This is a genomic window from Dongia sp. (assembly GCF_041906375.1).
Classification (GTDB): Bacteria; Pseudomonadota; Alphaproteobacteria; order Dongiales; family Dongiaceae; genus Dongia.
In genome coordinates this window covers 59,378-78,967 of the sequence record NZ_JAYRJJ010000007.1, presented here as the reverse complement: position 1 = coordinate 78,967, position 19,590 = coordinate 59,378, and the positions used below count along the sequence as shown (strand labels likewise).

The window sequence follows — 19,590 nt, the reverse complement described above, 5'->3', positions numbered from 1 at the left end:
ATAAGGTAGCAGCGGTCTTGAGCAACAACACCATCGCCTTCCAGGGCGTACCCGGGGCCTATTCGAACCTCGCCTGCCGCGCCGCCTTTCCGGACATGACGACGCTGCCCTGCGCCTCGTTCGAGGATATGTTTGCGGCCGTTCATGAAGGCCGCGCCCGTCTCGCCATGGTGCCGATCGAAAATTCGGTGGCGGGCCGCGTCGCCGACATTCACCATCTGATGCCGGATTCGGGCCTCCATATCGTTGCCGAACATTTCCAGCGCGTGAATCACCAGCTGCTGGGCGTCAAGGGGGCCAAGCTCGGCGACATCAAGACGGCATCGAGCCATATCCAGGCGCTCAGCCAATGCCGCAACAATCTCAGGGCATTGGGCATCAAGCCGGTGGTGCATGCCGATACCGCCGGTGCCGCGGCCGAGCTTGCCGCGCGCGGCGACAAGGACGCAGCCGCCATCGCCTCATCGCTCGCGGCCGAGATCTATGATCTCGAAATCCTGAAGCCCGACATGGAAGATGCCACCCACAACACCACCCGCTTCGTGGTGATGGCGCTGGAACCGATCGACCCGGATCCGGCCAAAGGGCCGATCATCACCAGTTTCGTCTTCCGCGTGCGCTCGGTGCCGGCAGCGCTCTACAAGGCGCTGGGCGGGTTTGCCACCAACGGCATCAACATCACCAAGCTGGAGAGCTATATGCTCGACGGCCATTTCTCCTCGACGCAATTCTACGCCGACATCGACGGCCATCCCGACCAGCGCGCGGTGCGCCTCGCCCTCGAAGAACTGTCGTTCTTCTCGCGCGAGGTGCGCATCCTCGGCGTCTATCCGGCGTCGAAGTTCCGCCAACAAGATTAGCCGGGCAGGATTGGTCGGGCAGGAACGATCAGGCAGGCTGCCGGATCACCTTGAGCACGGTGAGATTCTTGATCTCGCCCGAGCGCGTCTCCCAGGCGATCGATTGGCCGACCTTGAGGCCGATCAGTGCCGCACCCACCGGCGTCAGCACCGAGATCTTCCACGCCGCAATGTCCTGATCGCCCGGATAGACGAGGGTCGCCACATGCGTCTCGCCGGTGCTGTTGTCGCGGTATTGGATCTCGGCATGCATCGTGACGATGTCGGCGCCGATCTGGGCGCGCGGCAGCACATTTGCGCGGGTCAATTCCCGCATCAGGAAATCGCCGATGCCGGGTTGATGTTCGACCGCCAGCGCCAGATTGCTGAGCCGGGCGTGATCCTGTTCGGAAAGTGTGATTGGCGGCGGGGTATGCTGGTTCATAGAGGAGTCCTCCCTGGAAATGATGACGCATTGCGCCGGCCAGGCGCGCCTTCACGCGACCGTCGTCTCGCCATCGGTGATGAAAGAAAATAAGCGGCGTCAGGCCCGGAAACCGGGCGATCCGCGAAGGATCAGCGTCGGGTTCCGGGCTTGGTGCCCGTTTGCAGCCTGCCCGCGCGAAGCTGGGCGGCGAAGATGTGCCGTTGCCGTGACATGATCAGGCATAGATGGGGCGGCTCCAGGCGAAGTTCAAGCCGCGTTTGCGATCGGCCGCCTGGGGGTTCCTAGAAGCGTTCGACCGTGAAGCCGCGTTGGCGGAGCTTGGCTTGCAGCGATTCTTCGCCGGCGAGATGGCCGGCGCCGACGGCGATGAAATGCGTGCCGCCGGCCTTGGCAAGCACCGCGATGCGTTCGGTCCAGGCCGCGTTGCGATCAACCAGCAGACGTTGATAGAAGACCTTGTCCGCGGGCGAGAGCATGTCGGCCGTCATCATGGTACCGAGCTTTTCCGCATCGCCCGCGAGCCACGCATCGAAGATCTGGTTCTGGAACGTTTCGGTCTGCGCCTGGTAGGAGATGACCTGGGCCAGCATGGCCAGTTCCATTTCCGGGGGCAAATCGGCCATGAAGCGCAGCTGCTGCTCGGCCGTCTCGAACCCATTGACCGGCTTGTGCGCAGCCTTCGCTGCCGCCAGCAGGCGATTGTCGGCGCCGAATGCCGATTCATAGCCGGCATTCATCATCGGGGCGCTGGCAAGCGTGGAGGCGGCAAGCCAAGGGCGCAGGGATTCCAGCATCACTGGCTGGATGCCGGCCCGCTCCGCCGCCGCGCGCAGGCGCGTGCGTTCCGCGGCGCTGAGCTTGGTCGAGAGCGGGTGCGCCGGGTCCTTACCGTATTTCCACAGCAACGCTTCGTTGACATCGGTGCCCTCGGCCATTTCCAGCCACAAGGCATCGCTGGAGGCAAAGGCTGCATCGATCTTCTCCGAGCGCCAGTCGATTCCCGGCTTCAGCATGTGGAAGGTACCGAAGAGATAGAAGGTGGCCTGCCCCTGGCGCGCGACCCACAAAGCAGGATCGGCCACCGCGGTACCGGCCATGGGGAGCAGTGCCAGGAGTGCGAGCAACCCGCGCCGCGCGAGATTGCCAAGACGCGTCATGAAAGCCGGCATCGATCCACCATCCCCAGAAGCCGCGCACAGAATTGCCGGGGCAGGGAACCTGGCCCGGGCAGTGTCGGTGCATATGGCCCCGGCCCGCTCCTTTTCCAAGAGGGATCTTTTCCCGCTTGGGGAAGATCAATCCAGATGGCGCCAGCGTTTGACCACGTCGACGAGGTCGGCGGCGTCGAGCTGGTCCTGTTGCCAGGCCCTATCGAAGGGCGCCGTGCTGCTGCGCGGCCGGTGCTCTTCCGCCAAACGGTCGAAATCGATGCGGGTGGGCAGCGGCACGCCCTCGCCCACCGCGATGGCCTGGCCGTTGCGCAAGGAAGGGAGCTCGCTCATCAAGCCCTGGCTCGATTCCGGCAAGGCGGCCGCCAGGAACTCCTGGTCCTTCTGGCTGGTCATGCGCAAGGCGAAGATCGTGCTGCATTGAGAGAGGACGGTGGTGGCAAGTTCCGACGGGCGCTGGCTGATGAGGCAGAGCGAGACGCCGTATTTGCGCCCTTCCTTGGCGATGCGCGACAGCGCCCGCTTGGTCGGCTCGAAGCCGGCATGGGGATCGGCCGGCGCATAGCGATGCGCTTCTTCGCAGACCAGCAGCACCGGTGCCTTCTGCTCACTCCACAGCGCGAAATCGAAACTCATGCGCGAGAGCAAGGAGACGACCACGTTGAGGATTTCCGCCGGCACGCCGGATGTATCGAGAACAGTGATCGGCTTGCCGGCCACCGGCACGCGGAAGAGGCGCCCGAGAATCTTCGCCATGTTGTCGCGCGTGACCAGGCCCTGCAGCGCGCTGTTGCTGCCGCTGCCGGGAAACATGAAGGAGAGGCGCCGATCCGCCTGCATATGCTGGAAGCGCTCGCGGATGCGATGATAGGCCGCCATGTCGGCCGGCCGGTCGAGCTTGCCCAGGATTCCGTCGATGATCTTGGCGATATCGGAGAGGCGATAGGGCACCGGCGTATCGACCGTGATCTGCGCCGCCGCTTCCGGACTTGCCGCCATGTTGCGCTTGGCCTGCGTGACCACCTGGTTGAGCATCACCGCGTCGGCATCGGGCTGGGGCGAGCCGGTGCCGATCACCATTTCCCGCAATTCCTCGAAATTGAGCAGCCAATAGGGCAGCTCGAGATCGTCCGGCGTCACGATTTCCGCCTGGTCCTTGAAGGCGGTCGCATATTCATTGTGCGGGTCGAGCATGATCACATGGGCATGGTCATGCTGGCTGAGAATCGCGCGCAGGATCGTGACGAGGGCACAGGATTTGCCCGACCCCGTCGTACCCAGCACAGCGAAATGCTTGCCCAGCAATTCGCTGGCCAGGATGTCGGCCGGGATATCGTGGTCCTGATGCAATGCGCCGATGCGGGCGCTGCGCTGGCCCGCACCCAGGCGCCGCGTAAATACACGGCGCAGATCCTCGGAGGTGGCGCGCGCCAGCACATCGTCGAGGGCCGGAAAGGCCGTCACGCCGCGCTGGAACGGGGCATCGTCGCCGCCGCGGCGGTCGATCTCGCCGACCATTTCCAGTTCCACCCGGCGCAGTTCCTCGGCCTGGCCCGGATGATCGATGCCAAGCGCGGTAACGAAGCCGAAGACGGTGGAATGATCGGTCACGATCTTGACCAGTTCACCGATATGAGGCCCGCGGCCGCCGTTCTTTTCCCGCTGCAGCTGCCCGACGACCTTGGCACCGGAGACGGCCATGACGCGGCCGAGCTGATTCGCTGTTTCGGGCGTGGGGGCAAGGGTGGTCAAGGGCAGGGCGCTCATGACGATTCTCCGTCACTGGGGCAAAGACTTTCGCGGTTTGGCAGCTCCGCACATCCGGCCTCTAACAAAGGCTGCGAAACCGTACAACGAAAAGTATTTAAATCCTATTTATCGAAAACACATAATATTGTGAGCTTAGGACCAAAGTGCTAGGACCACGCAGCTTTCGGGGCCGGTATGGCGCCGTTGGTCGAATTTCACCGGATTTCAGGACCGAGAGATCATGGCGCCACCGCCCGATACACGAGTCATCAAAGGCAAGCGCATCACCCGCGAGATCTTGCAGCGCCTGGGCCAGCTGCATCTCGACTGGGTCGTCGGCCGGCCCAGCGGCAAGCGGGCGATGCTGGAGGATTGCGACCTCACCAAGCTTGACCTCAGCCACATGAACTTCACCGACGGAATCTTCATCCGGTGCCGCTTCGACGATAGCGAGGGCCGCGGCGTCAAATTCGTCGGTGCCATCCTCAGGAGTTCCTCCTTCGATCGCGCCGACCTTACCAATGCCGACTTCCAGCGCGCCGATCTCCGAAGTGCTTCTTTCCAGGACGCCACCATGATCGGCGCGTCGCTCGACCGTTCCGACATTCGCCGCGACGCGCATAGCGAGGATCATTCCTCGTTCAAAGGCGCCATCCTCACCCGCGCCAATTTCGCCGACAGCAAGATGAAGGGCGCCGACCTTTCCGGCGCCGTGCTGGAGAAAACCAATCTCAGCAACGCGGATCTGCGCGGCGCCTCCTTCCGCCAGGCGGAAATGACCGGCGTGGTCCTCGCCGGCGCCACGATGATCGACAGCGATTTCTCCGGCGCCGTGCTCGACAAGTCGATGGAAGGGAAGCTCGACATCACCTGTGCCAGCGGCCCGGCGCTGAAGAAACTGGATGCGGGCAAGCTGGGCCTCGTTCTCGACGCTCATCACCGCTGGGTATTGAGCCTCGGCATTGAAGGCAGCCGCGCCAATCTTTCAGGGCTCGATCTTTCCGGCGTCGATCTTTCGGGACGCAATCTGGCCGCTGCCAATTTCAACGGCGCGACACTTGCCGAGACATGCCTTGAAGGCGCCTGGCTGATGGCTGCCGATTTCCGCGCTGCCAATCTGCTGCGCGCCAAGCTCGGCAAGGCCGATCTGCGCGGCGCCGATTTCACCGCGGCCCATCAGCGCGGGCTGGATGTTAGAGCCTGCGTGATCGGCGAATTGCCCGGCTCGACCCTGAGCACGCGCGGGCTGCAGGCCAAGACCGCTTCTAGAGCTTGACCCAATCTTCGATGAGGCGGCGCGAGATCGAATCGGCGCGCGGCAGGCGGAAGGTTTCGTCTTCCGGCGAATTCAGCAATTCCATGCGCGACATCCAGCGGGCGGATTCGATTTCGCCGTCCTGAAGATCGAATGCCTCGTTCGACGCCTCCGCGGTAAAGCCCAGCATCAGGGAAGCCGGGAACGGCCAGGGTTGCGATCCGAAATAGCGGATATTGTGTACGCGCAGGCCCACTTCCTCGAACACTTCGCGCGCCACCGCATCTTCCAGGCTCTCACCGGGTTCGACGAAGCCCGCCAGCACCGAATGCATGCCGGGCGCCCACATGCCTTGCCGCGCCATCAGAATTCGGTTGCCGCAGGTAACCCGCATGATCACCGCCGGATCGGTGCGCGGAAACTGCACCGTTGCACAATTGCGGTCGGTGCATTGCCGCTGGTGGCCGGCCGCTTTCACTTCGGTCGGCGCACCGCACACACCGCAATAGCGATGGCGCTGATGCCAATAGGCAAGGCCGCGCGCATAGGCGAGCAGCGCGCCGTCACGCTGCGGTAACAAAGGACCGATGCCGCGCAATTCCTGGAAATCGCCCAGTTCCATCGCCGCGTTTTCATCGAGCACCGAAAGGTCGAGCGCAAAATGAGCGATACCGCCTTCGACTCCCAGCAGAATCACCGTTTCCGCCCGCGCGATGAGATCGGCCTGTGCCACCGGATCAATAAGTCGCAATTGCGGCATGTCCGCCGGCTGAATCTTTTGCGGCTGCACCAGATGCCGCAGGCGCCAGACCGGATAGACGCGGCTGTTCGGATCGGAAAGCCGCGCCCGCAGCCAGGTCTGGTCTTCGCGGTGCTCAGCGCTGCGGTCGAAATCGCCGGTGGCGTAGAAATAGGTCTGCATGTCTCGGATTCGTTAATGCGGCAGCCCGTTTGTCCGGCTGGCCGATATCTTTCAGGATCGCATCTTGACGGACGGATCGTCAGGACGCATTTAGGTTAACGGTCAACTTACGTGGTTTGACCTTTTCGGCTCTTGGGTCGATCATATATCAGCATCCGGATTTTTCAGGTCGATATTCTAGTCATGAGTGTCACGCGTCGACAAATGCTCTGGGTTACGTCGCGCCATGCGTTGGCTGCAACGGCCTTGCTTGCCCTGGCGGCGCCGGGCGCGGTTCTGGCGGATTCGCTCGTCGCCAATACGCAATCCGCTTCCGCCGAAGCCGGCTTCCCCTTCACGCCGCCGCGTGGGCGCTACATCTACACCATCACCCGCGACGGCGATCCCATCGGCACGCAGAAGCTCGATTTCGTGGCCGATGGCAGCAACCGCCTGACCGTCATCACCGATGTCGAGATCGACGTGCGCATGCTGGGTTTGAGTTTCTACAAATTCACCCAGCATACCGAGGAACATTGGCAGGATGGCATGCTGCAGGCCATGCTCTCGCAAACCGACGATGACGGCGAGGAGCGCAAGGTCGATCTGGCGCGCAAGGGCGACCGGCTGGTGGGCAGGTACAATGAGAAACAGCGCGACCTGCCTGGCGATCTCATCCCCTCCACCTTGTGGCATCCCGATGCCGTGAAGCAGCAGGCGGTGCTCGACACGGTGCGCGGCCGTACCCATCAGGTGCAAGTGAGCGACAAGGGAGCCGTGGCCCTGGTCCTGCCCGTCGGACAGATGGACGCAAGGCATTATTCCTTCACCGGCGAACTCAACCGCGACGTCTGGTACGGTTCCGACGGGATCATCCTGCAGGCCGAGATGAAGGCCAAGGACGGCTCGATCATCCGCCAGCAGCTGCTCGACCGCCCGTAACAACCGCCCATCCAGGCTGAGCCCTGCCAAGGATCGGGCCAGCGATGTGGCGCCGTCTTTCGTGGTTGCGGGCAACAGGCTGAATCGCAACGATAATCTCCTGCGGCGATTCTTCGGTTGCGCAAGGTGGGTGAGTTCTTGCTATAAGCTCGCCCGGGAGGTTGGTGGCGGACGTATGTCTCGCCAACCCGGTCAGGTCCGGAAGGAAGCAGCCGTAACGAGTTTGCATGCGGGTCGCAGGCCAGCCTCCCACCCTTCCCCTTCCAATTAGATTGCTGGCATCCCGGCGCGATATTTTGTACCACCTAAAGGAACGATTCCTCCGGTGGGCGACGACGATTGCATGAGTGACCAGAACGGGCAGATTCAGGCAACAGGCGGTGATGCCGACGGGCATTACCGGGTCCTTGCCCGCAAATACCGGCCGAGCGATTTTTCCGGCCTCATCGGCCAGGACGCCCTGGTCCGCACGCTCACCAACGCCATCGCCGCCGGCCGCCTCGCCCACGCCTTCATGCTGACCGGCGTGCGCGGTGTCGGCAAGACGACGACCGCGCGCATTCTCGCCCGCGCCTTCAACTGCGTCGGCCCCGACGGCAAAGGCGGCCCCACCGCCAGCCCCTGCGGCCAATGCGAACATTGCCTGGCCATCGCCGAGGACCGGCATGTCGACGTCATCGAGATGGACGCCGCCAGCCGCACCGGTGTGGGCGACATGCGCGAGCTCATCGAGGGGGTGCGCTATCGCCCGGTCAGTGCGCGTTACAAAGTCTACATCATCGACGAAGTGCACATGCTCTCCAACAGCGCCTTCAACGCGCTGCTGAAGACGCTCGAGGAACCGCCGGGACATGTGAAGTTCGTCTTCGCCACCACCGAGATCCGGAAAGTGCCGGTGACGGTGCTGTCGCGCTGCCAGCGTTTCGATCTCAGGCGCATCGAGGCCGATGTGCTGGCGGCGCATTTTGCGCGCATCGTCGCGGCCGAGAAAGTCGCGGTCGAGCCCAACGCCCTGGCGCTTATCGCCCGCGCTGCCGACGGTTCGGCGCGCGACGGCCTTTCTCTGCTCGACCAGGCGATCGCGATGGCGGAAGGCACCGTCACCGAAGGCCAGATCCGCGAGATGCTGGGTCTTTCCGACCGCACGCAGCTGTTCGATCTCTATGAAGCGGTGATGGGCGGCGAGGCAGCCAGGGCGCTTGACCTGCTGGGGGCGATGTACCGTGCCGGCGCCGATCCGATCGTGGTGGTGCAGGATCTTCTTGACCTCACCCATCTCATCACCCGCGCCAAGATCTCGCCCGACGTGCTAACCGCGCCGACCATGCCGGAAGCGGAAAGGAAGCGCGGCGCGGAACTGGCGCAGAAGCTTTCCATGCCGGTCCTCTCCCGCGCTTGGCAGATGCTGTTGAAAGGCCTGGGCGAGGCGCAGGCCGCCCCGCAGGCCCTGGCCGCTGTCGAGATGGCGCTTATCCGCCTGATGCATGTGGCCGACCTGCCGACGCCGGGCGAATTGGTGAAGCGCTTGAGCAGCGGCCAGATTCCCGCAACACCCGCAAGCGGCGCGCCGATGCGCAACGGGAACGGATCGGCCGGGAACGGATCAGGCGGGAACGGCCCGGGCAGCAACGGATCAACTTCCGCCATCGCGTCCAGTTATGTCGGCGGCGGCAGCAATGGCGGCACGCGCGCCGCGGCACGCCTTGAAGTGGTGCCACAGGAAGCCCCGCCGCCTTTGGGCCACACGGCCGCGAAGCCGGATACGGAATCGCTGGCCGACCCCAGAAGCTTCGACGACATCGTCGCCCTGTTCCGCGCCAAGCGCGAGGCGATCCTGCTCACCCACCTGCTCTCCGACGTGCATCTGGTGCATTTCGAACCGGGCCGCCTGGAATTCCGCCCGTCGGAGCGGGCACCCGGCAATCTTGCCAACCGCATTGCATCCTGCCTGCTGGAATGGACCGGCAAGCGCTGGCTGGTCTCGCTCAGCAATGCCGCGGGCGAAGCAACATTGAAGCAGCAGGAAGCAGTCATCGTTGCCGCCCGCAAGGCGCAGGCTGCGGAACATCCGCTGGTGCAGGCGGTCCTCAAAGCCTTTCCCGGCGCCAGCATCGACGAGGTGCGCGATCTAGGGGTGCCGGAACAACCGGCTGCAGCAACCAGCGACACCGCCGGGATCGACGGCCCCGACCTCGAGAATGGCGGCGATATGGACATGCCTTTTGGAGACGATGAGTTATGAAGAATCTCGGCCAGATGATGAAACAGGCCCAGCAGATGCAGTCGAAGATGGCTGAAATGCAGGCCGCCCTCGAACAGGCCATCGTCACGGGCGAGGCCGCCGGCGGCATGGTCAGCATCACCATGACCGCGAAGGGCGAGCCCCAGCGCGTGAAGATCGACCCCTCCCTGGTCAATCCGGCCGAGGTTGATGTGCTGGAAGACCTCATCAGCGCCGCTTTGCGCGACGCGCGCTCGAAGGCCGACAAGCACATCGCCGACGAGATGGGCAAGGTCACCGGCGGCCTGCCGCTGCCGCCGGGCTTCAAGCTGCCGTTCTGATTTGTCGTTCTTCCGATGAACGACATCGACAAGCTTATCCAGATCATGGGGCGGTTGCCTGGGTTGGGGCCGAGGTCGGCGCGGCGCGCGGTGCTGCATCTTCTGAAAAAACGCGAAGCCCTGCTGCATCCGCTGATCGAGGCGCTGGGCGATGTCGCCGCGCATGTGAAGAGCTGCAGCCAATGCGGCAATCTCGATGCCACCGACCCCTGCACCGTCTGCCGCGACCCCGGCCGCGATGCCAGCCAGATCTGCGTAGTGGCCGATGTCGGCGATCTGTGGGCGCTGGAACGGGTGGCGACCTTCAAGGGGCGCTATCATGTGCTGGGTGGCGTCTTGTCGGCCCTCGACGGCATCGGGCCGGAGCAGCTATCCATCGCCCCGCTGCTGCGGCGCCTGGAAGGCGGTGAGGTCAAGGAAGTGATCCTGGCCCTGGGGGCCACGGTCGACGGGCAGACCACGGGGCATTATCTCAGCGACCGGCTGCAGCCGCCCAGCGGTGGACAGGGGGGCGTCACCATTTCCCGCCTTGCCCATGGTGTTCCCGTCGGCGGCGAGCTCGACTATCTCGATGACGGGACGCTCATCCAGGCGATGAAGGCCCGCCAGAAGATCTGAAGCTGTCGATCGCCCTTCCCGGGCCAACTGGCCCAGGCCTTGCATTTCCGGTAGGATAGAGGCCAGGAAATCTGAGGGAATCAGCCATTGTCGGAGCTCGAGCCACCGATCCCACGCAAGGAAAGGCGCGCCCATAAGCGGCCTTTGCCCCTGCCGGAGGTGAAATTCGTGCCGGCCGGCAATCCGTCTTTGCCCACTTTCGTCAGCCTGATGCTGATGATCACCACCTTCATGATCGTGCTGACCAGCATTTCGCTGCACGAGAATTCGCGCATGCGCGCCCTGATCACGGGGGTCAAGCAGACCTTCGCCCTCACGGCCGGCGACGGGCATTCGACCGAAGCAAGCAATGCCGAATTGCTGGGCGCCGCCGCCAAGGGCTTTCGCACCGCCTTGCCGATGACCGAGGTCGAGGGCGAAAGCGGCGGCAACCGCCTGATTCTCAAGCTGCCCTTCGCCGTGGCGCTGGACACCACCACGAAACAGGCGACGGCCGAGATGGAAAACGCCCTGGCCGCCCTGGCCACCGCGCTCGACAAGTTACCCCCTGAGACCGGCTATGAGGCCGAGCTGCGCTTCGGCGATGCCGAATTGAGTGACACCTATGCCAGCGCGCTCGCCCAGGCGGCCGTCAATCGGGGTCTCGCCCCCGCACGTTTCTTCATCGGCAATCTATCCGGCGACAAGGAGAGTCTGAATCTCCTCGTCAAGCTATCTCCGCAGGCCGGCACTGCGCCGGAAGCACCCTGATGTCAGGCGACGATTTCATCCGCGCCGGCGAGGCGCCCAAGCACGAGGTCAAGCAGCCCGTCTGGTTGATGAGCTTTGCCGATTTCGCCGGCTGCCTGCTGGCAAGCTTCGTGCTGCTCTATTCACTGGCCCAGACCGATCGCGCCCGCATGCAGGCAGCGTTCGGCATCGAGGCGACCGAGTCGCAGATCGAGGCCGAGGAAGGTGCCGCCGAAAAATCCATGGCGGCGAAACCCGCAGCTGAGGGGCGCGATACCGACTACCTCGCCAACCTGCTGCAGACCAAGGTCGATGCAACACCCGCCCTCAAGGAGGTGCTGGTGCTGCCCCAGGGCGACAATGTGATGCTGGATCTGCCCCTGAAGCGCATCGATATGGCTGCGGACGCCGCGACACGCGAGGATGACCTGCTCTTTGCGCTGGCCGGGCTCCTTGCCGTGACGCCCAATGAAGCAGCGCTCAGTGCCGACATGCCGCAGGACGGCACCGGCGAAAACTGGGCCAAGGGCATGACGCTCGCAAACAAGCTGGCCACGCATCTGCGTGACTCGGGGGCCCCCGAGGCGCTCATCGCCCGCACCGGCATCAGCGCCGACGATGCCCCCCATATCCGCGTGGTCATCTTCCGCGAGGCGGGGGAATAGCAGCCACCGCTGCGCGCACGCAAAAGTGATCCCCGTCGCTTGAGCGGCACCACCGTCCCGTCATAGTCTTGCCGCATTCCGTGACCAAATATGTCCGGTCACCGCGACCATCCCAAAAAGGATTCTCCCATGCGTTCTCTGCTCGTTGCCGGCACCGCCCTCGCTCTGGTCTTCACCGCCATCAGCGGCGCCTTCGCCGAAACGGCCGTCACCACCGACAGCCAGACCGGCATTGCCGTCACTATCTACAACCAGGATCTGGCGCTCATCCGCGATTCGCGGAAAGTCACCGTGGCGGCCGGCGAGAACGATATCGCCTTCATCGACGTTTCCGCGGCCATGCGGCCCGAGACGGCACTGCTCAACTCGCCTGGCGGGGCACTCGACGTGCTTGAGCAGAATTTTGATTTCGACCTGCTGACGCCGCAGAAGCTGCTGGAAAAATCGCTGGGGCAGAAGATCCGCGTCTTCCGCACCAATCCGGAAACCGGCGAAGACAGCAGCGAAGAGGCCGAAGTGCTCTCCGTCGCCGACGGACAGGCCGTGCTGAAGATCGGCGACCGCATCGAGACGGCAATCCCCGGGCGCCTGGTCTATTCCGGCGTGCCGACCAATCTGCGCGCGCGCCCCACTTTGGTCATCAAGACGATGAGCGAGAAGGCGGGCGAGGTGCCGGTCGATCTTTCCTATCTCAGTCGCGGCCTCTCCTGGTCGGCCGATTACGTGGTCGATCTCAGCCCCGATGAATCGCACGTCAACATCAATGGCCTCGTCACCCTCACCAACCAGAGCGGCATCACCTATAAGGACGCCAAGCTGCAGCTGGTGGCCGGCAATGTGAACCAAGTGCAGCCGATGCTGGAGCGCGCCTCGGGCGGCGTGATGGCCATGGACGCAATGCCGGCCGCGCCGAAGATGGTCGAGCAGGCGGCGTTCGAATACCACCTCTACAGCCTCGAACGGCCGACCACGATCAAGGAGAACCAGACCAAGCAGGTGGCCATGCTGGCCGCCGCTGAGGTGCCGGTCGAGAAGCAATATCTCATCACCAACAGCGCCAATGTCTGGGGCAATTACGGCTATAATTTCGGCGAGGGCCCGCGCCAGAATGCGCAGGTGAAGCTGAAGTTCAAGAACGATGAGAAATCGCATATGGGCATGCCGCTGCCGGCCGGAATCATCCGCGTCTACAAGAAGGACGACAATGGCAACGCGCTGTTCGTCGGCGAGGATCACATCGACCACACGCCCAAAAACGAGCGCGTCGATCTGACCCTGGGCGAGGCCTTCGACATCACCGCCCGCGCCAAGCAGACCAATTACAGCAAGCTCGCCGACGATCTCTACGAAAATTCCTACGAAGTCGAGATCAAGAACGCCAAGAAGGAGAAGGTCACGGTGGACCTGCGCGAAGCCTTCCCCGGCGAATGGAAGATGCTGCAGGAATCGCAAGGCCACGAAAAGCTCGATGCTAACACCGCGCAATGGCTGGTCGAAATTCCAGCCGAAGGGTCGACGACGCTGAAATACAGCGTGCGCATCAAGCTCTGAACGAGCGAGACGAGGGGACCACCCGGTCCCCTCTCCCTATTCCTCCAGATGCACCTCGATCTTGCCGGCGCGGACGGCCGCTTTGAGGGCGGCGTGATCGCGTTCGGCCTGGTCGGCATAGAGCAAGGCATAGTCGCCCATTGCTTCGTCGAAACCGTCCTTGCTGCCGAGATACCCGCTGATCATCAGCGGGTCGCCGGATTTGGCATGGGCCCGCGCCAGAACCCAGCCGCAGGCCTTGCCGTATTGAGTCAGCATCGACTTGTCCATGACTTCCACCATCGGCTTGATCTTGGCGTCACGCAATTGGCGCACATAGCCGGTGCGGCGATCCTGCGTCGTGACCCAGCCGAGGAAGATGTCCGATGCCGGCTGTGTCAGGCGCTGGCCCATCACGACACGCTGGCCGGCATGTGCATAGGCGCTTTTGCCGGCATAGGGTTCCAGCACTGACTCGCGTGCCTCCTTGTATTGCAGGAACAAGGGCTCGTTGGCGGCGGACATCAACAGGATGATCACGCACATCGTGCCGACGCTGCCGATGCCGACGACCTTGATCGCGCCATCCACCAGCCGATAGCGATCGAGCAATTCACGCCGATCATCGGACAGGGTCTCCCGGTATTCCTTCAGCCTTTGCTCAAGCCGCGTCATCAGCGCATCATTGCTGATCTCTTCGGGGTGATAGATCAAAGGCGGCGTGTCATGGATGCGGATCTTGCCGCCAACCATGCCGGCAAGCTGCGGATAGGCGAGGTCGGAGCCGTTTTCCTCTATGGCTTTGGCGACCCGCTTCTTGATCCGATCCTTGACGCGATCGTCCTTGGTTATTCCCAGGACATCTTCATCGGTGACGCGCGCGTACCAGACCTGGAGCGGGCTCATTTCCGAATACGCGCGCAGGCGCTTGCGGTAGGCGCGCGCGCAAGAAATGGCCATGTCGCGCCCGTCGTCATCGGAGAAGCCATTGCTGCGCGCAGCCAAAACAAAGGAAGCGACCAGGCGCTTCACATCCCATTCCCAGGGCGCCGGCAGGGTCTCGTCGAAATCGTTCATGTCGAAAAGGATATTGCGTTCCGGCGTCGCAAAACCGCCGAAATTGAGGAGGTGGCAGTCACCGCAGGCCTGCACGCGCAAACCGCTGGCCGGCGTGTTGGCAAGATCCGCCGCCATGATCGCGGCCGAGCCACGATAGAAAGTGAAGGGCGATTGCAGCATGCGGCCATAGCGGATGGGAACGAGCCGTTCGACCCGCCCCTTGTCTGAAGTCTTCAGGATCGCCAGCGGGTCAACTTTGTCCTTGTTGCGTTTCCATTTCCCGTGCGCGTCATGCGCCGCCTTTTCGCGCAAAGCCTTGCCGGCCGCCAGGCGCAGCTCGCGCGGCGCCTGATGATCGACGTCCGGCACAGCGCCCGCTGTGGTACCTCCCTCGACGATCCGTGGCGCAGCCGGCGACTTCTTCTTGGTCGGTCGCTTCCGATCCTTAACCTCGCCGGTCGATGCCGGATCGGCAGGTTTTTCGGGTTGATCCTTCTTGCTCCGCTTCATCTCTGCCTCCACCCACCCGATGGCCAACCTGCCTTCCTCCCCTCAGGGCATCCGGGCAAGCAACAGCATCATTCGACCGGCGCACCGGCGATCCCGCCTTGATCTAACGCAACGGCGGCCAGAGTTGATTTCGGCAAGCAGCGAAATTAGCGATCGCCCTGGGTATAAGGTCTCAATCCCTATTCGCCATGGGCGAAGGCCATCTCCGGGTCGAGTTGGTCCTTCAGGTTCCAAGGTTCCCAGATCAGCGTCGATTCCATCTGCTTGACGAAGTCGCGCCAGAAGGCCCGCTTGCCCTTCACCTCGGTGGGCCAGGCCTCATCGAAGGTTTGTGCTGCGATATCGGCATGGCCGGAATAGATGAGGTCGAGGAGGCCGCTCCAGATGATAGGATCAAGCTCGCCCTTGGTCGCCGGTGCGGTTTCGCTGGCGGCCATCGGCGTATAGGGGCCGCCGAATGCGACAAGACCGCTGTTGATCTCGTCGCGCAGGGCTTTGAGGCCGTCCGCATCCGGCGCGTCGCTGCGCATGGAATCGGAAAGCCGGTAGCCTTCCGCCGACCAATCGAGCATCACCCCGCCGGCGGGTGAGCCGGCATAGGAAACATTCCAATAGGCAAAGCTGTCATCGCCGAAGTTTAAGCGCGGGGCACTGCCGGCCCAATCCTGCGAGATGTTGGCTTCGGCATTGCCGAGGGTCAGTTCCTGCAGCTTCAGCGCCTTGCCCGGAAACAGCACATGCAGCGTGGTGCAGCAATGGGCGCCGCCGCTATAGCTGGAAAAGATCGCAAGCGGCGCCGGATCCGCGGCCGAATAGCCGTCGGGCGCGCTGGGCCGAGCCCACATGATGAAGGCATTGGCGTCGGCGATGACATGCTGGCAGGCGCCGCCGCGTTCGATCGCGATATATTCCATCGGCAATTCGCCATCGGCCAATTCAGCATCCGCCCGGCGCGGATAAAGCGTGATGGCGAGATCATCGATGACGAGGCGCGAGGTCGTTTCCGGCCCTTCGGCGCGGCGCTTCTCGAACAGTGCCGAATCCTCGACCGCGCAACCATTACCCGTGCCAATCTCGCCGACGATGCCGGCCGTTTTGGCCACATCGCTTTCCTGCGCGCGGGCAGGGATATGAAGGGCAGCAAGCGCCAGAGCGGCGCACAGCAGAAAACGAGTCACGACATCGACACTCCCAGGGTCATACTTCTCAAAACACCGACCGCTACTGCACCAGCGTCTTGCCCTTGAACTGGCAGATATCGGCGACCAGGCAGGACGGGCAATCGGGTTTCCTGGCCTTGCAGACATAGCGGCCGTGCAGGATCAGCCAGTGATGGCAGTGCAGCTTGAATTTCGCCGGCACACGTTTCTCCAAGGCCAGTTCGACGGCCAGCACATCCTTGCCCGGCGCCAGGCCGGTGCGGTTGGCGACGCGGAAGATATGTGTGTCGACGGCGATGGTTGGTTCACCGAAAGCGATATTGAGGACGACATTGGCGGTTTTCCGCCCCACCCCCGGCAGGGTCTGCAGGACCGCGCGGTCGCGCGGCACCTCGCTTTTGTGATCCTTGACCAGGATCTCCGACAGCTTGATGACATTCTTGGCCTTGGTGTTGTAGAGGCCGATCGTCTTCACATGTTCCTTCAGTCCCGCTTCGCCGAGTTTCAGCATTTTCTCCGGCGTGTCGGCGATCTTGAACAGTTTTGCCGTGGCCTTGTTGACGCCGACATCGGTCGCCTGGGCGGAGAGCACCACGGCCACCAACAAGGTGTAAGGGTTGACGTAATTGAGCTCACCCTTGGGTGCCGGATTGGCCTTCTGCAGCCGGCCGAAGACGGTCTCGATCTGGTCTTTTTTGAGCATGGCTGGCCTGTAGGGGGCTTATGGCTGGGCCGGTTGTACCGGACGGGCCAGAGACTATACTCGCGCGCATGACAGCGGAAGAGACACCAAACCCCAGCGAAGCCAGGCATGCCAGCGAAGCCCGGGATGCCGGCGACGAATTGCCGGTCTTCGAAGCCCTGCTCTATCCCCACCGCTCGCTTGGCCGGCGCGGTTATCTCATCCTCATCCTCGGCACGGCGCTGATCATGGGCGCCTATGCCCTCACCTTCCTGATCATGGGTGCCTGGCCGATCTTCGGTTTCATCGGCGCCGAATGGCTGCTGTTCTGGTTCCTCTTTTCGCGCCATTTCCGCGGCGACCGGCGGGCCGAGCGGCTGCGCCTGTTTCATGACCGGCTGGTGCTGGAACGGCTCGACGCCAAGGGCCGCTTCACGGCCATGGCGCTGCAACCCTATTGGCTGCAGGTGGTCCTTACCCGCGCCGCCGATGTCGACAACGCGCTATACTTGCGCTCCCACGGCAAACAGATCGAGATCGGCGCCTTTCTCTCGGCGCCCGAGCGGCGCAATTTCGCCGATGAGCTGACCCGCGTGCTGGATCGCCTGCGCGACGGCCGATACAACGCCCGCCAGGCCTGAGAGTCGCATGACCACTTCTTCGACCCCAGTGTCATCTCGGGCGTCGAGCTCGCTGCGCCATCCCGGCCTTGTCGAATTCTCCCTGCTGTTGCTGCTGGCCCTGGTCTGGGGCTCGTCCTTTCTCTTCATCAAGATCGCGGTCAGCAACGGCATGCCGCCGCTGACGCTTGCCACCAGCCGCATCTTCATTGGCGCCGTGGTGCTCATTTCCGTGGCGCGGCTGCGTGGCCAGGCTTGGCCGGGGGGCACGGCCCAGCATCATCAGCCGGGCGGCGCCGGCCTGTGGCTGCGCCTGGTCTTCCTTGGCATCATCGGCAATTCGCTGCCCTTCTTCCTCATCGGCTGGGGCGAGCAGTTCACGGCGTCGCAGCTCGCCGCCATCCTGATGGCGACGATCCCGCTCCTCGTCCTCATCATCGCCCATGCCATGACCCATGACGAAAAGCTGACCGGCCCCAAGGTCATCGGCGTCATCTGCGGCTTTGCCGGCGTCGTCGTGCTGGTGGGCGTCGATGCGCTGCAAGGGCTGGGTGCGCAGGTGATCGGGCAGATCGCCATCATCGGCGGCTGCCTCAGCTATTCCTTCTACGGCGTCAACGCGCGGCGCCTGCCGCAGATGGGTGCCGAAATGACCGTCGGCATCATTCTGGGGCTGGGTTTTCTTTCGATCCTGCCGATCTGGCTCACGATCGATCGCCCCTGGGACCTCGCCCCGTCGGGCAGCGCGCTCTTTGCCGCCCTTTGGCTGGGGCTGCTCTCGACCGCCTTCGGCAATTGGCTGTTCTTCACCCTGATGCGCCGCTCGGGGGCGAGTTTTGCCTCCAACAACAATTTCCTGGTGCCGGTGATGGGGCTGGGCTGGGGCTTCTTCGGCTATGGCGAAGTGCCCGGCATCAATGCGCTGGTGGCCTTGGTGCTGATCCTGGTCGGATTGGCCGTGCCGAGATTGCGGCGCAAAACCGCGTAATTAATAGGGGACCTGAATTGCCTTACGTGAATGTACAGATCACCCGCGGCGCCACGCGTGCCCAGAAATCAGAGCTTGTCGCCGACATCACCAATTCACTGGTGCGCATCCTCGGCAAGAAGCCCGAGCATACGCATATCGTCATTCAGGAGATCGACGAAGGCGATTGGGGCTTTGCCGGCATGCTGACCGACGATTGGAAAAGACAAGGCGGCGATTGACGCCGCCGCGCCTTTAGCTGTTGCGCGCCTTTAGCTGTTTCCGGCCGCCGGCGCACCGACGCTGAAGCCCAGCACATCCTTCATCGTATAGAGCCCGGGCGTCTTCCCCGCGGCCCAGAGCACGGCCTTCACGGCACCGCGGGCGAAGATTTCGCGGGACGAGGCTTTGTGGGTCACTTCGACCCGTTCGCCATCGACCGCGAAGATGACGGTGTGGTCGCCCACCACATCGCCGCCGCGCAAGGCGGCAAAGCCGATTTCGCCCTTGGCGCGGGGGCCGGTCTGGCCGTCGCGGCCGCGCTTGGCGACCCGGCGCAGGGTGGTGCCGCGCCCACGCGCCGCCGCCTCGCCCAGAATGAGCGCGGTGCCGGAGGGGGCATCGACCTTGTGACGATGGTGCATCTCGACGATCTCGATATCCCAATCAGTATCGAGGATGCGGGCCATCTGCTCGATCACCTGTTCGAGGAGGTTGACGCCCAGGGACATGTTGGCGGCCATCACGATCGGCGCCTTCTGCGCCGCCCGTGCCACCGCCGCCTGCTGGTCATTGTCGAGGCCGGTCGTGCCGATGACATGGGCCGTGCCGTTCTTGGCGGCAAAGCCGGCATGCAGGGCCGTGGCGGCCGGGTTGGTAAAATCGATCACCACGTCGGCGCTGTCGAACAGCAAGGCCGGGTCGTCGCCCACGGTGATGCCGAAAGGTTCGGTCCCGGCAAGCGCCCCCAGATCCATACCGAGCGCCGGCGATCCGCGCCGTTCGGTGCCGCCGACAACCAGGACACCCGGGGCCTGGGAGAGCATTTTGAGCAGCATCTGGCCCATGCGGCCGGCGCAGCCGGCAATGCCGACGCGGATGGCACCATTGAGCTGGCGCTTCGGCCTAGGACCAGATGCCTGAGTTTTGAGGGCCGGAACGGCCGCCTTTGCAGCCGGCTTGGCG

The 19,590-nt window shown here is 63.6% G+C and carries 20 protein-coding genes and 1 other RNA gene; 13 read left to right on the top strand and 8 right to left on the bottom strand.

The annotated features are described in order from the left end of the window. The first annotated feature begins 17 nt into the window (after nucleotides 1-17). On the top strand, nucleotides 18-860 hold the full coding sequence (locus tag ACE3OA_RS19140; protein WP_374313745.1) for a prephenate dehydratase: 843 nt from the start codon (nucleotides 18-20) through the stop codon (nucleotides 858-860). 28 nt (nucleotides 861-888) lie between these two features. On the opposite strand, the gene rnk is transcribed toward ACE3OA_RS19140, so the two are convergent. From rnk to ACE3OA_RS19125, 3 genes are all read right to left on the bottom strand, one after another. Beyond that, nucleotides 889-1,284, bottom strand: coding sequence for a nucleoside diphosphate kinase regulator (rnk, locus tag ACE3OA_RS19135; protein WP_374313743.1), 396 nt, complete (start codon nucleotides 1,282-1,284; stop codon nucleotides 889-891). Between the two features lie 284 nt (nucleotides 1,285-1,568). Then, nucleotides 1,569-2,456 carry a TraB/GumN family protein gene (locus tag ACE3OA_RS19130; protein ID WP_374313741.1) on the bottom strand — a complete coding sequence of 296 codons (888 nt, stop codon included), beginning with the start codon at nucleotides 2,454-2,456 and terminating at the stop codon, nucleotides 1,569-1,571. A 126-nt stretch (nucleotides 2,457-2,582) separates the two neighbouring features. Further along, nucleotides 2,583-4,223 (bottom strand): ATP-binding protein, encoded by a 1,641-nt coding sequence (locus ACE3OA_RS19125; RefSeq protein WP_374313739.1) that lies wholly within the window; start codon nucleotides 4,221-4,223, stop codon nucleotides 2,583-2,585. 223 nt (nucleotides 4,224-4,446) lie between these two features. Between ACE3OA_RS19125 and ACE3OA_RS19120 the strand changes: the two genes are divergently transcribed. After that, nucleotides 4,447-5,481, top strand: a complete 1,035-nt coding sequence (locus ACE3OA_RS19120) for a pentapeptide repeat-containing protein (RefSeq protein WP_374313737.1) — start codon at nucleotides 4,447-4,449, stop codon at nucleotides 5,479-5,481. Here ACE3OA_RS19120 and nudC read toward each other — a convergent pair. After that, nucleotides 5,471-6,382, bottom strand: a complete 912-nt coding sequence (nudC, locus tag ACE3OA_RS19115) for an NAD(+) diphosphatase (protein WP_374313735.1) — start codon at nucleotides 6,380-6,382, stop codon at nucleotides 5,471-5,473. The two genes, ACE3OA_RS19120 and nudC, sit on opposite strands and share 11 nt — an antisense overlap. A gap of 183 nt (nucleotides 6,383-6,565) precedes the next feature. Here nudC and ACE3OA_RS19110 point away from each other — a divergent pair, with 183 nt between their 5' ends. From ACE3OA_RS19110 to ACE3OA_RS19075, 8 genes are all read left to right on the top strand, one after another. Beyond that, entirely contained in the window at nucleotides 6,566-7,303 is a 738-nt protein-coding gene (locus tag ACE3OA_RS19110; protein WP_374313733.1) for a DUF6134 family protein, read from the top strand. 155 nt (nucleotides 7,304-7,458) lie between these two features. After that, an RNA gene (gene ffs, locus ACE3OA_RS19105) (signal recognition particle sRNA small type) lies at nucleotides 7,459-7,557 on the top strand. Between the two features lie 89 nt (nucleotides 7,558-7,646). After that, entirely contained in the window at nucleotides 7,647-9,545 is a 1,899-nt protein-coding gene (locus ACE3OA_RS19100) for a DNA polymerase III subunit gamma/tau (protein ID WP_374313731.1), read from the top strand. After that, on the top strand, nucleotides 9,542-9,865 hold the full coding sequence (locus ACE3OA_RS19095) for a YbaB/EbfC family nucleoid-associated protein (protein WP_374313729.1): 324 nt from the start codon (nucleotides 9,542-9,544) through the stop codon (nucleotides 9,863-9,865). Before ACE3OA_RS19100 ends, ACE3OA_RS19095 begins: the two co-directional genes overlap by 4 nt. Before the next feature lie 15 nt (nucleotides 9,866-9,880). Then, the gene (recR, locus tag ACE3OA_RS19090; protein WP_374313727.1) at nucleotides 9,881-10,483 is read left to right on the top strand and encodes a recombination mediator RecR; all 603 of its coding nucleotides are present in this window, start codon (nucleotides 9,881-9,883) and stop codon (nucleotides 10,481-10,483) included. Between the two features lie 87 nt (nucleotides 10,484-10,570). Further along, nucleotides 10,571-11,233, top strand: a complete 663-nt coding sequence (locus tag ACE3OA_RS19085) for a hypothetical protein (RefSeq protein WP_374313726.1) — start codon at nucleotides 10,571-10,573, stop codon at nucleotides 11,231-11,233. Beyond that, the gene (locus tag ACE3OA_RS19080) at nucleotides 11,233-11,877 is read left to right on the top strand and encodes a flagellar motor protein MotB (protein ID WP_374313724.1); all 645 of its coding nucleotides are present in this window, start codon (nucleotides 11,233-11,235) and stop codon (nucleotides 11,875-11,877) included. Before ACE3OA_RS19085 ends, ACE3OA_RS19080 begins: the two co-directional genes overlap by 1 nt. A gap of 129 nt (nucleotides 11,878-12,006) precedes the next feature. Continuing rightward, nucleotides 12,007-13,428 carry a DUF4139 domain-containing protein gene (locus ACE3OA_RS19075; protein ID WP_374313722.1) on the top strand — a complete coding sequence of 474 codons (1,422 nt, stop codon included), beginning with the start codon at nucleotides 12,007-12,009 and terminating at the stop codon, nucleotides 13,426-13,428. A 36-nt stretch (nucleotides 13,429-13,464) separates the two neighbouring features. On the opposite strand, the gene ACE3OA_RS19070 is transcribed toward ACE3OA_RS19075, so the two are convergent. The 3 genes from ACE3OA_RS19070 to nth form a co-directional block, all read right to left on the bottom strand. Then, the gene (locus ACE3OA_RS19070; RefSeq protein ID WP_374313719.1) at nucleotides 13,465-14,976 is read right to left on the bottom strand and encodes a DUF2252 domain-containing protein; all 1,512 of its coding nucleotides are present in this window, start codon (nucleotides 14,974-14,976) and stop codon (nucleotides 13,465-13,467) included. A 179-nt stretch (nucleotides 14,977-15,155) separates the two neighbouring features. After that, nucleotides 15,156-16,154 carry a hypothetical protein gene (locus tag ACE3OA_RS19065; RefSeq protein WP_374313717.1) on the bottom strand — a complete coding sequence of 333 codons (999 nt, stop codon included), beginning with the start codon at nucleotides 16,152-16,154 and terminating at the stop codon, nucleotides 15,156-15,158. A 43-nt stretch (nucleotides 16,155-16,197) separates the two neighbouring features. Continuing rightward, the gene (nth, locus tag ACE3OA_RS19060) at nucleotides 16,198-16,839 is read right to left on the bottom strand and encodes an endonuclease III (RefSeq protein ID WP_374313715.1); all 642 of its coding nucleotides are present in this window, start codon (nucleotides 16,837-16,839) and stop codon (nucleotides 16,198-16,200) included. A 68-nt stretch (nucleotides 16,840-16,907) separates the two neighbouring features. On the opposite strand from nth, the gene ACE3OA_RS19055 reads away from it, so the two are divergent. Genes ACE3OA_RS19055 through ACE3OA_RS19045 form a run of 3 tightly spaced genes read left to right on the top strand, consistent with a single transcriptional unit; the run spans nucleotide 16,908 to nucleotide 18,647 of the window. Continuing rightward, a complete protein-coding gene (locus ACE3OA_RS19055; RefSeq protein WP_374313713.1) occupies nucleotides 16,908-17,459 on the top strand; it encodes a DUF2244 domain-containing protein in 552 nt (183 codons plus the stop codon). A 7-nt stretch (nucleotides 17,460-17,466) separates the two neighbouring features. Next, nucleotides 17,467-18,426: a DMT family transporter gene (locus tag ACE3OA_RS19050; RefSeq protein WP_374313711.1), complete on the top strand. Its 960-nt coding sequence runs from the start codon at nucleotides 17,467-17,469 to the stop codon at nucleotides 18,424-18,426. A gap of 26 nt (nucleotides 18,427-18,452) precedes the next feature. Continuing rightward, entirely contained in the window at nucleotides 18,453-18,647 is a 195-nt protein-coding gene (locus ACE3OA_RS19045) for a 4-oxalocrotonate tautomerase family protein (protein ID WP_374313819.1), read from the top strand. 30 nt (nucleotides 18,648-18,677) lie between these two features. Here ACE3OA_RS19045 and dapB read toward each other — a convergent pair whose 3' ends face one another. Then, on the bottom strand, nucleotides 18,678-19,505 hold the full coding sequence (dapB, locus tag ACE3OA_RS19040) for a 4-hydroxy-tetrahydrodipicolinate reductase (RefSeq protein WP_374313817.1): 828 nt from the start codon (nucleotides 19,503-19,505) through the stop codon (nucleotides 18,678-18,680). Between the last annotated feature and the right edge of the window lie 85 nt (nucleotides 19,506-19,590).